We start from the raw sequence: 14,402 nt of genomic DNA, 5'->3' as shown, positions 1-14,402 counted from the left end.
GCCTTATGCCGAGTGCGACGACCGGATTGCCGCCGTGCCCGCGATGATCGCCCCCAATCCCTGGACCGCGCGGCGCTGACCGAGCGGACCGCCTGCCCCGCCTGCCCTTTTGCACCCTTCCCCTTCACGCAGAGCTATCATCATGACCGAAGTTTCCGTCGTCACCCTGGGCAAGGGGCGTCCCGATCATCTCGTCAACGTGGTCCGCGGACTGATGCGACAAACGCTGATGCCGGTCGAGCTGATCGTCGCGGTGATGCAGGACGATCTGTACGACCTGCCCGAGGCGCCGTTCCCGATCCGCCAGATGCGGATCGTCGCCGATGCGTTGCCGCTTGCCTCCGCGCGCAACGTCGCGGCGCGGGCAGCGACCGGCGAGGCGATCGTCTTTCTCGACATGGACTGCATTCCGACGCCGAGCCTGCTGGCGGATTATGCCGGGTTCCTCGATAGCTTCGACGGTCTGCTGATGGGCGAGGTCCTGTACCTGCCGGGTGGCGCGACCGCGGGCGACTGGTCGTATGAGCGGTTCGCGGAGATTGCGGTTAAGCATTCGGATCGTCGCGGCCCGCCGCCGCAGGGGATCGAGATCTGCACCGATTATCGCTGTTTCTGGTCGCTCAATTTCGCGATGCGGCGGGCGACGTTCCTCGGCCTTGGCGGCTTCGACGAACGCTATGTCGGCTATGGCGGCGAGGATACCGATTTCGGCAAGGCGCTCGACGAGGCGGGCATCCCGATCGCCTGGATCAAGGGCGGTCTGGCGTATCACCAATATCATCCACACCACATGCCGCCGGTGCATCATCTCGACAGCGTGGTGCGCAACGCCGAGCTGTTCGAGACCAAATGGGGGTATCGGACGATGGGGCATTGGCTCCAGGCGTTCCGGCTGATGGGGCTGATCGATCCCACCCCGGGCCGGCCGATCCGGATCCTGCGACGCCCCGATGCCGCCGATCTCGCGCTGACCGGACAGCAGAGCCACCAGCCTTATGCGAACACCGCCGTCGTTATCCGCCTGCTGGAAGACCGGCTGGCGGCGAGCGAGAGCGCCGAGGCGGCCGAATGAGGATCGCCGTCCTGTGCCATGTTCGCCAGCCGATCGCCCAGCCCTTTGCCGGCGGGATGGAATCGCAGTGCTGGCAGCTGGCGACAGGACTGCAAGCGCGCGGCCATGACGTCGTGCTGTTCGCGTCGGGTGACAGCGACCCGCGGTTTGCGCTCGATGCGGTGATCCCGGAGGCCTACGAGCGGAGCTTTCCCGGCGCCGAGCATCGCGGCGTCGCAGCGCTGATCGCGCATCTCGATAAGGGGTATGCGGCCGCCTGCGACCGGATCGCCGCGGGTGGCTTCGACGTGGTGCACAACAACAGCCTGCACCGGTTTCCGCTCGAGCCGGCGCGGACCGCGATGGTGCCGACGGTCACATCGCTGCATGTGCCGCCTTACGATGCGCTGCGCTGGTTCGTGCAGGCGAGCGTGGCACCGACGCACCGCATGACCGCGACCTCGGCCCGCCAGCTAGCTGCCTGGTGGCCGGAGGGGTCCCCGCGCGAGGCCTCGGTGCTGCACAACGGCATCGATCCAGACGCATGGCCGTTCGTCGCGCGGGGCGACGGCAGCGCGGTCTGGTGCGGCAGGATGACGCCCGACAAGGCACCGCACCTCGCGGTCCAGGCGGCGCGGATCGCGGGAGTCCCGCTGACGCTGTTCGGACCGATCGAGGATCGCGACTATTGGGATGCTGCGGTGGTGCCGTTGCTCGACGGCGACGCGCGCTACGGCGGACATCTCGGCGGCGCGGCGCTGGCGATCGAGCTGGGACGCGCCTCGGTCTTCGTCTTCACGCCGTGCTGGGACGAGCCGTTCGGGCTGGTCGCGGTCGAAGCGATGGCGTGCGGCCTGCCGGTCGCGGCGTTCGATTCCGGTGCGGTCCGCGAGATCATCGGCGAAACCGGAGCGTTCGCGCCCGCGGGCGATGTCGCGGCGCTCGCCCGCGCGATCGTCGCTGCGCTCGACGCACCCCGCGCGGTGCAACGCGAGCGGGTCGAGGCCGCGTTCACGCGCGACCGGTGGCTGGACCGCTGCGAAGCCTTGTACCGGGCCGTCCTCAGCGGCGCTCCGGCATCGACGACCGGCGCGGCCGCTTGAACCAGAAGCTCCAGACGCTGAGCGTTCCGAGCAGGCCGAGCACGAGCCCCGACAGCGTCATCACGAGGCGGTAGCCGAGACCGCCGACCTTCGCCGCGTGGAGCGGGTACAGGATGTTGTAGGCCGCGACCACGCGCGAGAGCGACGCGGCGTCGCGTGCCGCCAGCAGATGGCCGTCATCGGCGGCGAACCACAATGTCGTGCGGCCGTTCGGGAGCCATTCCGCCGGTCGCTTCATGCGCAGCGTAACGACGCCGCTGCCCTTGCGCGGAAGCGACAGGCTGCGCAGTTCGGCGTCGGGAAAGCGGGTCCGCGCGGCGATGATCATGCCCCGCCAGTCGAGATGGTCGGCGAGCGCGACCTTGGCGCCGGTCGGCGGCTTCAGCGCCGCGTCGATCGTCGCGGGTGCGGCGGGCCCGAGGAACACCGCCGTCAGCGGCCGGAACACCAATGTCGCGCCGGTGAGCAGCGACAGCACCAGCAGCGGCGCCGCGACGATCCCCAGATCGCGGTGATGCCGGACGATCGCCGGACGACTGAGCCGCTTCGGCAGCAACCGGAACGCGAACGTCTTGCGCGTCCGCCACCACAGGATCGTGCCGGTGATCACGAAGAACAGCCCCGCCACGCCTGCGATACCGATGATCGTCTCGCCCGTGTCGCCTGAAAGGAGATGATGGTGCAAGTCGAACAGCCACAATTCGGGCCGCGCCCATTGGCTCTGCCACTGGCTGACGATCGTGCCGGCCTGGTCGGTATAGGCGCCTGCCCCCTTGCCGAAATCGAGCCGGTCCACGCCGAGATTGGCGTTGGCGAACGTGATGCTCTGCGGCCGGGTCGCGGGGTTCACCATCAACCGCTCGGTGGTCGCGGCAAGCAGGCGCGTATCCTGGATCTGCGCGTCACCGGCGTGGGGCACCATGATCCACGCATCGCGGTGAACGAGGATCGCGCCGGTCAGCCCGAGGATCGCGAGTACCAGTCCGAGAAACCCGCCGGTCCAGCGGTGCAACGTGTCGAGCAGCGCCATGCTAGAACCTGACGTCCCAGCCGAGCGTGAAATTGCGGCCGCGCCCGGAGAAGAAATGCGCGTTGTCGGTCGGCCGCACCGTGTCGCTGTAATAATCGATGTAGAACTGGTCGAAGATGTTCTGCGCGCTCAACGTCAGCGCGCCGATCGGCAACGCGTAGCGTATCGACGCATCGGTGACAGTGTAGCCGCTGAAGTCATTGGCGGCGGGCAGCCCGGCATATTTGCGCGCCAGGTAGAATTGTTGCTGGACGCGGGCGGACACCTTGCCGCGGACATAGCTGGCGGCGAGGTTCAGGCGATCGGGCGAGATGTTCGCGCCGTCGAGATCGATATCGACCGCGCCGTCGTCGTTCGAGTCCGTCCGCCCGACCAGATGCGCAAACCCGGTCGACAGCGTCAGCCCCGGTAGCGGCATCCGCGCCTCCAGATTAACCTCGATGCCCTGGATCTCGACACGCTGGCGTTGCGCTTCATACGCACCGCCCGTGAACACCAGAACCTGTCCGCGCGTGCTGGTCGACCAGAAATAGGTCGCGCTCGCGTTCATCGGCCCGCGCTTCACCTCGACGCCGAGTTCGCGGTTGTTCGACACGATCGGCGCGATGTCGACATAGCTGTCGAGGTCGACCCCGTCGCGGTTGATCGCGCGTGAGATGCGGCCGACATCGGGCACGGTAAACCCTTGCGCATAGCTGCCATAGGCGCGGATGCCGGGGATTGGCTCGACGATGACGCCGCCGTTGAACAGCGCCTTGCTGAAGCTCGGGCTGCCGCCCGCCACCGCGTGGCTGCCGTAGGAAGCGAGCGTGGTGTAGTCGTCGATGACGATCTTCACATTCTCGTAGCGCGCGCCGCCCGCGATCCGGACGACCTTGTCGAACAGCGCGAGATTGACCTGTCCGAACGGCGCGAGGCTGCGAAAGTCGGCGGGTGGCACCCAGACGCGGTCGGTCGCGATCAGGCGTTGTTCGGTACGGTCGTACAGCGCGTCGAAGCCGAGCGTTGCGGTCAGCGCCTCGAAGCCGGGGACGGCGCGCTCGTAACTGAACTTGCCACCATATTTGCGCGAGCGGTTCTGCGACTGGTCGAACAACTGGCCGACGGGCGCGAGCCGCACGTCCTGAAACGTCGCGATCGGCGCGACCTCCCCGCCGAACGTGTCGCGCGACCGGTTGAAGAAGACCTGGGTCACGAGATTGCCGCCCCACAGGTCTGGATCGGTCAGCGACAGCGCGATGCTCTCGGTCCGGTTCTCGGCGGGATCGCCCGGCGGCGTGCCGCGCACCGACGTCGTCGGCAGGTTCGTGCGGAAATCACCATTGCTGGCGATGTAATTGCCGCCGCCCTTCAGTTCGAAGCGATTGGCGATCAGGTCGATCCGCGCGGTATCGGTCAGCGCATAGCCGGCGCGCGCGAATACCGACCAGCTGCGCGAATCCTGCGTCTCGCCCTGCGTCAGGTCGGTGCCGACGCGGTTGCCGTGACCGTCGTAGAACGCGCCGCGCTTGTCGTATGCGCCGCCCGCCATCACGTCGAAACGCCCCGACTTCCACGCGAGCAGCCCGGCGACCTTGCCGCCATTGCCGTCGCCGCTGAAGCCGGTGTCGGTCGTCCCCTGCACCAGCGCGCGGCCCGACAGCCCTTCGGTGCGTGGCGGTTGCACGGTCACCTGGTTGACGATCCCGCCGGTGCCGCCGATCCCCTGCAGCGCGTTCGAGCCGTAGATCAGCTCGACCCGATCGATGAAGAACGGATCGATCGTAAAGCCGTCGCGCGATCCATCGCGCAGCGGCGTCGACTGCGGGATGCCGTTGATCGCATAGAGCGGCGAGCGCCCGCGCAACGTCTCACCCGCGCCCGACAGCTTTTGCCGCGTCGGCGAGAAGGACGGCGTCAGGTTCGACACCGCATCGACCACGGACCCGCCGATCGCGACCTGCTGATCGAGCGCAGCACGGTCGATCACGTCGATCGTCAGCGGCAATGCGTTGGGCGGCAGGATGCTGCGCGTCGCACTGACGATGATGTCCGGCGAGGGTTGATCCTCGGTATCGCCAGGCGCCGAAACCGTAGCGACCTGCGCCGCCACCGGCGCCGTCGTGCCGATGATCGGCAGCGTCAATATCCCGAGAAGTCCGTACCGCATGATGTCCCCCGATTGCGGTTGCGCCCTAGCCGGGTCGGAACGCTAATGCAAATCGTTCGCACTTGCCGTTTAGGGAGCGCAGTAATTTGTCTATGTCGCCAGCTGGCGCTGTCGCTCGTGGTCGAGCAGGATATAACGTTCACCGGACACGAACTCGTTTGGAACCGTCATGACCAGCCTTCGCCTGCCGATACCTCCCTTCACCGCCGAAACCGCGACCCAGAAGGTCCGGGCGGCCGAGGATGGCTGGAATGGCCGTGATCCGTCGCGCGTCGCCAGCGCCTATACCGCCGACAGCGTATGGCGGAACCGGGACGTGTTCATCACCGGTCGCGACGCGATCACCGCGTTCCTTGCCGACAAATGGACCCGCGAGCAGGACTATCGCCTGATCAAGGAGCTATGGGCGTTCACCGACGACCGGATCGCGGTACGCTTTTCCTATGAGTGGCAGGACGACGCAGGAAACTGGTTCCGGTCCTATGGCAACGAGAACTGGGCATTCGCCGCGGACGGGCTCATGCGCGAACGGCACGCTAGCATCAACGACGTCGCGATCGCCCCGGACGAACGGCTGTTTCATTGGGATCGCGCGGGGGTTCGGCCAGCGGACCATCCCGGCCTTTCGGACCTGGGACTCTGATCCGCGGGCGAGATTGCGCTCGACCGGTCGGGCGATTGCCACGCACGATCTCTTGATCGCGCAGCGGGGCTTATCGTGGCGCGCCGGGACAACGACATCCCAGAAACGACATCATCGTTCAGCTACCTTCACGCCACAACGGAGACGATTCATGACGACGGCCTATGATACCAAGCTCGGTCTGTATATTGCCGGCGAATGGCTGAGCGGCGACGGTCGCGACACGCGCGACGTGCTTAATCCAGCGACCGGTTCGGGTCAGGCGGCCTTGCCGCTTGCCAATGCCGTGGACCTCGATCGCGCGCTCGAAGCGACGCAGCGCGGGTTCGTCACGTGGCGCGCGACGCCGCCCGAAAAGCGTGCGGCGATCCTGGTACGGACCGCGCAGTTGTTGCGCGAACGCGGCGATCATATCGCGCGCATCGCGACGCTGGAGCAGGGCAAGATCCAGGCCGAGGCAAAGGGCGAGGTCGCGTTCGCCGCAGCGCTGCTCGATTTCCACGCGGCCGAGGCGCAGCGGATCTATGGTCGCGTCCTGCCGCGCCCATCGGGGTCGCGCAGCTTGGTCCTGCACCAGCCGGTCGGGCCGGTCGCGGCGTTCTGCGCCTGGAATTTTCCGATCATGAACGTCGTGCGCAAGATCGCCCCCGCGGTCGCGGCCGGGTGCACGATCATCATCAAGCCATCGGAGGAAACCGCGGGTAGCGCGGTCGAGGTCATGCGCTGCTTCCAGGATGCCGGGTTGCCGGGCGACGTCGCGCAGTGCGTGTTCGGCGTACCCGACATGGTGTCGCGCCATCTGCTGGCCTCGCCGATCACGCGGAAGCTGAGCTTCACCGGATCGGTGCCGGTCGGCAAGGCGCTGATGAAGCTGGCGGCGGACACGATGATGCGGACGACGATGGAGCTTGGCGGGCATGGCCCGGTGCTGGTGTTCGACGATTGCGATCTCGACAAGACGCTCGACACGCTGGTCGCGCACAAGTTTCGCAATGCCGGGCAGGTCTGCGTCGCGCCGACGCGGTTCCACGTCCAGGACGGCATCTACGACCGGTTCGCCAAGGGCTTTGCCGAGCGGACGCGGACGCTGAAGATCGGCGACGGCATGGATGCGGCAAGCCAGATGGGCCCGATGGCCAATGCCCGCCGCCCCGATGCGATCGCCGAGCTGGTCGGCGACGCGACCGGGCACGGTGCCAAGCTGCTGGCGGGCGGCGACTATGGTGGCGGCGACTATGGTGGAGGGGGCGGGTTCTTCTTCCAGCCGACGGTGCTGGGCGACGTTCCGCTATCGGCGCGCGCGATGAACGAGGAGCCGTTCGGCCCGCTCGCGTTGCTCAGCCGCTTTGGGTCCGACGAGGAGGCGATTGCCGAAGCCAACCGCCTTCCGTTCGGTCTGGCGGCCTATTGCTTCACCGAGAATGGCCGTCGCCAGAACCTGCTCGGCGACGCGATCGAGGCGGGGATGATCGCGATCAACAATGTCCGGCTGAGCTATCCCGACAGCCCGTTTGGCGGGGTGAAGGAAAGCGGCCACGGATCCGAGGACGGTCCCGAGGGCATCGCCGCGCATCTCGTCACCAAGGCCGTGCATATCAGCTGATCCGGACACGTCGTCCGGCCGCTGGCCTGATGATCCCGTAGCACATCACGCCGCAGGGCTTTCCGTTCCAGGACGGAAAGCCCTGCGTTTCTGCGCGCGTTCGGCGGCGATCGAAGGAGGTCCGCGGATCGGCGCACTTGCGTCTTCAAGGTCGCTCGTGCGGCTCGACCGCTCCTCTCCCGCGCGTCATCGCATGAGATAAAAATGCAACAAAACGGCAGAAGGAATGCCTTCTGCCGCATTTTCTATTGTCAAACCGGCCCCGCTATGGCGAATTGTTGCAATAATGTTTCCCGGTCCACGCGACCGGGAACCATCGGTTGTCGCCTTGGCCCGGGAAGGAAGGTTTGCGTTGCAGTCTGCCGTTCGTCCTCCCAGCCCGATGCCGTCCGCATGTGGTTCGATCAGGGCCTTCATCCCTGTCCCGGCTACCCATGCCGACAACGCCGCCAGTGTTCATCGACGCGCGACCGTCGCGCGAGACCGTGCCCAGTTTGCCGTTTCGGCCGAGGGGCTCGCACCGCGCGCGCTGCCGCGCCGTGCCCGTCGCACCGAGTATAAAGACACTTGCAAACACGCCGAGCGCAATCGGCGGTCCAAAGCGAGGACGCGTTAGGGAAGGATCCTGAAAGCCACTTTTCAAGGGGGCTAAGGATAATGAAGTACACGACCTCAACCGTCGCCATGGCGGTAGCATTGGTATCCGGATCCCAGGCACATGCCGCTGGCCGAGCACCGCCGCAGGACTCCGTCCCCGCATCCGCGCAGGATACGGCACCGCAAGCCGTCGCGCCGGTCGAAGCCGAACCCGCTGGTGACATTCTCGTGCTGGGCACGCGCCGCACCGATCGCACGCTGGCAAATTCGGCATCGCCGGTCGACATTATCAGTTCGGCCGACCTGACGACGCAGCCTGCGGCGAACATGATCGATGCGCTCAAGAATATCGTGCCTTCGTTCTACGCCGGTCAGAATTCGATCTCGGACGCGTCGACCTTCGTCCGCTCGCCGTCGCTGCGCGGTCTGTCGGGCGACCAGGTGCTGGTGATGCTGAACGGCAAGCGCTACAATCGATCGGCGCTGGTGCAGGTCTATGGCGGCAGCGACACCGGGCTCGGCCGCGGTGCGCAGGGCCCTGACATCTCGGCGATCCCGTCGCTCGCGATCGGCAACCTGCAGGTGCTGCGCGAAGGCGCCACCGCGCAATATGGCTCGGATGCGATCGCCGGCGTGCTCAACTACGGGTTGCGCGAGGATCAGGGTATCGAACTGGTCGGACGCACCGGGCAATATTATGCGGGCGACGGCGAAAGCTATCAGATCGCGGGCAATGCCGGCATCAAGGGCGATTGGGGCTTCATCAACGCGACCGGCGAATATGTCGATGAGGGCCAGACCAGCCGAGGCCGGACCCGTCCGTCGGCGGCGAACTTCGCGCAGAACTTCCCCGAACTGGCGTCGCAGCTGCCCAATTATCCGCTGCCCGTGCAGATCTGGGGCAATTCGCCGTCGCACGGGTTCAAGTCGGTGCTCAATGCGGCAATCAACGTCACCCCCGACAGCAAGCTGTATTTCTTTGGCAACTACGCCGAGAACAAGGGTAACCAGAGCTTCAACTATCGCGCTTCGGTGAGCAGCACCGCGGTCGACACGAATGGCGTCGTGCGCAATCAGGGGGCCAATGGCGCGTTCAACAACACGTTCTTCCTGACCCCCTGCCCCGCTGGCAGCGCGACCTGCAAGGCGGGTGGCTTCGTGCGGGACGGCAACACCTTCAAGTTCAACCAGCTCTATCCGGCCGGCTTCACGCCGCGCTTCGTCGGCAAGACGCAGGAGCTCTACGGCGTGCTCGGGTACAAGGGGACCAGCGGCGACTTCAGCTACGACCTGTCGGGGACGCTGGCGCGCAACAAACTGTCGCTGTCGATGTATGACTCCGCCAACTTCTCCTACGGGCCGGCGACGCAGACGAGCTTCGACTTCGGCGATCTGATCCAGCGGGAAGTGAACTTCAACGCGGACTTCACCTATGCGGCCGAGGTCGGATTGGCGGCGCCGTTGACGATTTCGGCAGGCGGCGAATTCCGCAAGGAGACTTACGAGCAGACCGCGGGCGACCTGCAATCCTATGCCGCCGGTCCCTACGCCGTCGCGCAGCAGCTCTACACGCAGACCGCGCCGGGCGTGTACGTCGATTCGGGCACGACCGCGGCGCAAGGCGTCGGCGCCAGCGGCTATGCCGGCACCAGCGAGGCGACCGCGGGCAAGTTCGACCAGAAGGCCTATGCCGCCTATGTCGGTCTCGAAACCGATCTCACCGATGCGCTGACGGTCGGCGCCGCCGGTCGCTACGAGCATTACAACACGTTCGGCAGCGCATGGGTCGGCAAGGTCAACGCACTCTACAAGCTCGTCGAGGGCCTCTCGGTCCGCGGCAGCTTCGGCACCGGCTTCCACGCGCCGTCGCCGGGCCAGTCGAACGTCTCGATCGTCACGACGTCGTTCAACAACGGCAACGCGTTCCAGGCGGGCACCTATCCGGTCGACAGCGCACCGGCGCAATATTACGGCGCGGAGGCCCTGACGCCGGAGAAATCGACCAACTATGGCGTCGGCGTCATCCTCGAGCCGGTCCGCGGCATGACGATCACGATCGACGGCTATCAGATCGATCTGCGCAACCGGATCGGGCTGACGTCGCCGTTCATCGTCGACGCGGCGGCGGTCGCCGCGCAGCCGGCGCTGCAAGCGGTCGGCGTCGATGGCCAGGTGCAGTATTTCACCAACGGCTTCAAGACGCAGACGCGCGGCGTCGACTTCGTCGGTACCTATCGTACCAAGTTCAGCGGGGCGATGCTCAACTTCTCGCTGGCCTACAACTACAACAACACCAAGCTCAAAGCGTTCGACCAGCAGGTGATCGGGCTTGCCCAACGGATCGATGCCGAAAACCTGGCGCCGAAACATCGCCTGGTGGCAAACGCGAACTGGTCGTTGGGCAATCTGAGCTTCAACGTGCGGGAAAACTATTATAGCTCGTGGACCAGCGCGCAGGATTACGGGGTGACCGTCACCAAGGCGGCTACCGCGACGACGCCGGCGGAGGGGTACGCCAATCAACGGTTCGGCGACAAGTTCACCACCGATCTCGAACTGAGCTACATCTTCGCCGAGCATTTCACGCTGTCGATCGGGGCGCAGAACTTTACCGACGAGCATCCCGATCGCCTTGCGGCGAATTCGACGGTGCAGATCTATCCGCTGACCGGGGGCACGTCCGACGGTCAGGTCTATGCGCGGAACGGCGGACCGTTCGGGTTCAACGGCGGCTTTTATTACACCCGCCTGCGCGTGAAATACTGATCCGGACAGGGACGCAGGATGCGCCCCTTTTTGGCCAAACCGGTCTTTCTCGGCGGAGCATGCTTTGCGGCGTGCTCCGCCTTACCGATTCTGCTGTGGTTGAGCGCATCGGACTCCTCACGGACCGTCATCAGGCCGGCAAGGACCTGGCCGCACGGTTCGCACTAGGCATCTAGCAGACCAACCAAGTGGTAGATAGGCATTGACACGAGCGTGGTATGCGGACATTCAATGCGCTACCGATCACTTGGTAGGGATGAAACCTTGATTGCTCAGCTGCCCTCGACGCCCGCGACGACCCAATCAAACACGCCCGCGAAGCTTCGCCTGTTCACGTCGCCGTCCGCGTTCCCCAACCCGCAGCGTCTGCGCATCTTCCTGCACGAAAAGGGCATCGCCGACCGGTTCGACGAAACCGTCTACGACATGGCCCCGGTCGGCGAGCAACGGCAGTGGAAGCATCTGAAGATGAACCCCTGGGGCGAGACGCCGACGCTTGAACTGGCGGACGGCAGCTTCATCTCGGAGACCGCGGCGGTCGTGCGCTATCTCGACCAGGCGTTTCCGGGTCGGCGGATCATGGGCGAGACACCGGAAGACCAGGGTCTCGACACGATGTGGGACAATCGGATCTGGGTCCATATCCTCTACCGCATCACGACCGCGTTCCACGTCCTGCACCAGGGTCTCGGCCCCAAGCTCGAACTGACCGCCAACGCCGCGTGGGGCGAGCATTGCCGTAAGGAGGCGCTGGCGCATACCGCGCTGGTGGACCGGCATCTGGCCGATAGCCGCGAGTGGCTGCTCGGGGGTGACGAACCCACGTTCTCGGATATCACGCTAGCGACCGCGATCGCGTTCTCGAAGTTCGAGGTGAACGCGATGCCGCTCGACGAGCGGTATGAGCATATCGATGCGTTCTGGCAGCGTTGGCAGCGCCGGCCGACGTTCCTCGCCGCCTATGCGGACCGGAGCAGCGGCGTGCCGGAACTCGACAACCGTCGCTAACCAGCGCGCGGTCGGCGGACCGCACGTGCCGATGACCGGCACGTACGGTAGGAATAGGGGCGGTTCGGAATGAGGGCGCCCTAGCGCTTCACCCGCACGGCCATCGGCGCATTGCCCTGATCGGCGGCGACCGAACTTGCGGATCGACCTGCAGCGTCCTGGATCGTGCGGTCCGCGCCCGCCGCGAGGAGCATGTCGACCTGCCGCGTGCGGTTGAAGAGCGAGGCCATCATCAGCGCGGTCTGCCCGGCATTGTTGCGCGTGTTGACGTCGCATCCCGCCTTCAGCAGCCGCGCCGCGATCGCGTCCTCGCCCTTGAAGGCGACGCCCATCTGCGCGGTGTTGCCCTGATCGCGGTCCGGGCGGCATGCATTCGCTCCCTTCGCGATCAGCGCATCGACGGTCGCCGCCTGCCCGTTATACGCGGCCAGGATCAGCGGCGTGAAACCGCGATCGTCATAGGCGTTGACGTCCGCGCCTGCCTTGAGCAGCGCATCGATCATGTCGACGCGACCAAGCCGGGCGGCGTCGAACAGCAGTTGCTGGCGGCGTTCGGGCGATGGCGCGACCACCGCAGGCGATGCCGGGCGGTTGGCGGGCGCGACTTGCGGCGTCGCGGCGGCGGCCAGCGCCGCGAAGAATATCAGCATCGTCAGTCTCGTTTCTCGAAAGCCAAATGGAGGGGGCACGGATCACGCCGCACCCCCTGCCCGCTTCTCAGCGGCGCGCAGTCTGCGCCGGGTTCGCGGTGCGGTATTCCGCGACGGCGCGCGACACGTCCGCCATCGGCACGTTGACCGCGGTCGCGAGGCGCGTGCCGAAGTCCTGATCCGCCTGGTAGAAATAGCTGACCATGATCGTCTTCGTCCGCGCCGACGTGACGACGTTCAGGTCGCCCGCCAGGTTGGTGACGAGGTCGGTCCGGTCCTGCGGCTTCAGTGCGCGGTAGAACTCGCCCGCCTGCGCAAAGTTGTTGGTCTTGGCGATCGGCTTGGCGTCGACCGTCGCATCGACCGCGTAGGTCGAGGCGCGGTAGCGGGCGTCGGTCGACTTCGCGGCGGTTGCTGCCGGGAAATAATTGACGTCCGAGGTCCGCGTGGCGTGATCGAGCTGACCGTCTTGATTGTTGTTGACGACGCTGGCAAGCGGCCGGTTGACGGGCAACTGCATGACGTTGGCGCCGATGCGGTGACGCTGCGTATCCGAATAGGAGAACAGCCGGCCCTGGAGCATACGGTCGGGCGACGCCTCGATCCCCGGCACCATGTTGGCGGGCGCGAACGCCGACTGCTCGGTGAACTCGAAGAAGTTGGTCGGCACCTTGTTGAGCGTCATCTCGCCGATCTTGCGGAACGGCACGCCCAGCCACTCCTTGGTGTCGTCGAACGGATTATAGTCGAGCTTGGCGAACTCGGATGGCTTCATCGTCTGCACCATCAGATCCCAGGTCGGGAAGTCACCCTTGGCGATCTCGCCGTAGAGATCGTCGGTGAGGTAGTTCCACGACGCGGTCGCGACCTGTGCGCCGTTGAGGTTCTTCACGCCCTGGCGGCTGATCCAGCGGAACTTGGCGAACACGGTTTCGCCCTTGGCATTGACCAGCTTGAACGCGTGGACGCCGTTGCCGTCCATCGTCCGGTACGACGCGGGCGTGCCGAGGTTCGAATAGACGTGGGCGAGCATGTTCGTCGCCTCGGGCGTGGCCGAGAAGAAGTCGAAGAAGCGGTTGGGGTCCTGCTTGTTGGTGACCGGCGAGGGCTTCAGCGAGTGGATCATGTCCGGAAACTGGATCGCGTCGCGGATGAAGAAGATCGGCAGGTTGTTGCCGACGAGATCCCAATTGCCCTGATCGGTGTAGAACTTGGTCGCGAAGCCGCGTGGGTCGCGCATGCCCTCGGGGCTGCCCGACGGGTGGATCACGGTCGAGAAGCGGACGAACACAGGCGTCTGCTTGCCGTTCGCGAACAGCGATGCGCTGGTGATGTTCGAGATATCGGCGGTCGCGGTGAACACGCCGTGCGCGCCGGTGCCGCGCGCATGGACGACGCGCTCGGGCTCACGCTCGCGGTCGAACCGGGCGAGCTTTTCGATCAGCGTGGTGTCTTCGAGCAGCACCGGACCAAGATCGCCAGCTGCCTTCGAGTTACGGTTCTCGCCGATCGGCGCACCGTTGTCCCGGGTCATCTGCAGGGTCGTGGCGCTGCCTGCATCGCCCTTCGCATCGACCGTTCCTGCGACGCCCGCCTGCGCGAGCGCGGGCTTGCCGGCGCTGACCGGCGCGGCCGCGGTGGTCATGCGGGTCTCGGCCTGCGTGTCGGCTGGCGTCATCGTCTGCGCGGCAACCGGCTGGATGAGGGCGCTGGGCGAGGCTGCGACGAGCAGCATCGCCGCCATCGCCTGACGGCTGTTCAAGTTCTTCATCGGGACCCTTTGTCTGTGCTCGCGCCCGTAG

The 14,402-nt window shown here is 65.9% G+C and carries 11 protein-coding genes; 6 read left to right on the top strand and 5 right to left on the bottom strand.

The annotated features are described in order from the left end of the window. The first annotated feature begins 142 nt into the window (after nt 1–142). The gene (locus U1763_RS00735) at nt 143–1,072 is read left to right on the top strand and encodes a galactosyltransferase-related protein (protein WP_332753672.1); all 930 of its coding nucleotides are present in this window, start codon (nt 143–145) and stop codon (nt 1,070–1,072) included. Further along, nucleotides 1,069–2,154, top strand: a complete 1,086-nt coding sequence (locus U1763_RS00730; RefSeq protein ID WP_332753671.1) for a glycosyltransferase — start codon at nt 1,069–1,071, stop codon at nt 2,152–2,154. The genes U1763_RS00735 and U1763_RS00730 overlap by 4 nt, the downstream gene beginning before the upstream one ends. On the opposite strand, the gene U1763_RS00725 is transcribed toward U1763_RS00730, so the two are convergent. Further along, nucleotides 2,114–3,184, bottom strand: coding sequence for a PepSY-associated TM helix domain-containing protein (locus tag U1763_RS00725; protein ID WP_332753670.1), 1,071 nt, complete (start codon nt 3,182–3,184; stop codon nt 2,114–2,116). The genes U1763_RS00730 and U1763_RS00725 overlap by 41 nt on opposite strands. Nucleotide 3,185: 1 nt before the next feature. Then, on the bottom strand, nt 3,186–5,333 hold the full coding sequence (locus U1763_RS00720; protein ID WP_332753669.1) for a TonB-dependent receptor: 2,148 nt from the start codon (nt 5,331–5,333) through the stop codon (nt 3,186–3,188). Nucleotides 5,334–5,502: 169 nt separating this feature from the next. Between U1763_RS00720 and U1763_RS00715 the strand changes: the two genes are divergently transcribed. Further along, a complete protein-coding gene (locus tag U1763_RS00715) occupies nt 5,503–5,976 on the top strand; it encodes a nuclear transport factor 2 family protein (protein WP_332753668.1) in 474 nt (157 codons plus the stop codon). Between the two features lie 151 nt (nt 5,977–6,127). Continuing rightward, the gene (locus U1763_RS00710; protein ID WP_332753667.1) at nt 6,128–7,579 is read left to right on the top strand and encodes an NAD-dependent succinate-semialdehyde dehydrogenase; all 1,452 of its coding nucleotides are present in this window, start codon (nt 6,128–6,130) and stop codon (nt 7,577–7,579) included. 186 nt (nt 7,580–7,765) lie between these two features. Here U1763_RS00710 and U1763_RS00705 read toward each other — a convergent pair whose 3' ends face one another. Further along, a complete protein-coding gene (locus tag U1763_RS00705; protein WP_332753666.1) occupies nt 7,766–7,996 on the bottom strand; it encodes a hypothetical protein in 231 nt (76 codons plus the stop codon). A 240-nt stretch (nt 7,997–8,236) separates the two neighbouring features. On the opposite strand from U1763_RS00705, the gene U1763_RS00700 reads away from it, so the two are divergent. After that, nucleotides 8,237–10,942: a TonB-dependent receptor plug domain-containing protein gene (locus U1763_RS00700; RefSeq protein WP_332753665.1), complete on the top strand. Its 2,706-nt coding sequence runs from the start codon at nt 8,237–8,239 to the stop codon at nt 10,940–10,942. A gap of 264 nt (nt 10,943–11,206) precedes the next feature. Beyond that, nucleotides 11,207–11,950 (top strand): glutathione S-transferase family protein, encoded by a 744-nt coding sequence (locus U1763_RS00695; protein ID WP_332753664.1) that lies wholly within the window; start codon nt 11,207–11,209, stop codon nt 11,948–11,950. An 80-nt stretch (nt 11,951–12,030) separates the two neighbouring features. Here U1763_RS00695 and U1763_RS00690 read toward each other — a convergent pair whose 3' ends face one another. Continuing rightward, nucleotides 12,031–12,600 (bottom strand): ankyrin repeat domain-containing protein, encoded by a 570-nt coding sequence (locus U1763_RS00690; protein WP_332753663.1) that lies wholly within the window; start codon nt 12,598–12,600, stop codon nt 12,031–12,033. Between the two features lie 67 nt (nt 12,601–12,667). Next, entirely contained in the window at nt 12,668–14,371 is a 1,704-nt protein-coding gene (locus U1763_RS00685) for a catalase (protein WP_332753662.1), read from the bottom strand. Between the last annotated feature and the right edge of the window lie 31 nt (nt 14,372–14,402).

This window comes from Sphingomonas sorbitolis (assembly GCF_036663875.1).
Lineage (GTDB): Bacteria > Pseudomonadota > Alphaproteobacteria > Sphingomonadales > Sphingomonadaceae > Sphingomonas.
The sequence above is the reverse complement of the archived record's forward strand: the minus strand, read 5'-3'. Positions and strand labels throughout refer to the sequence as shown.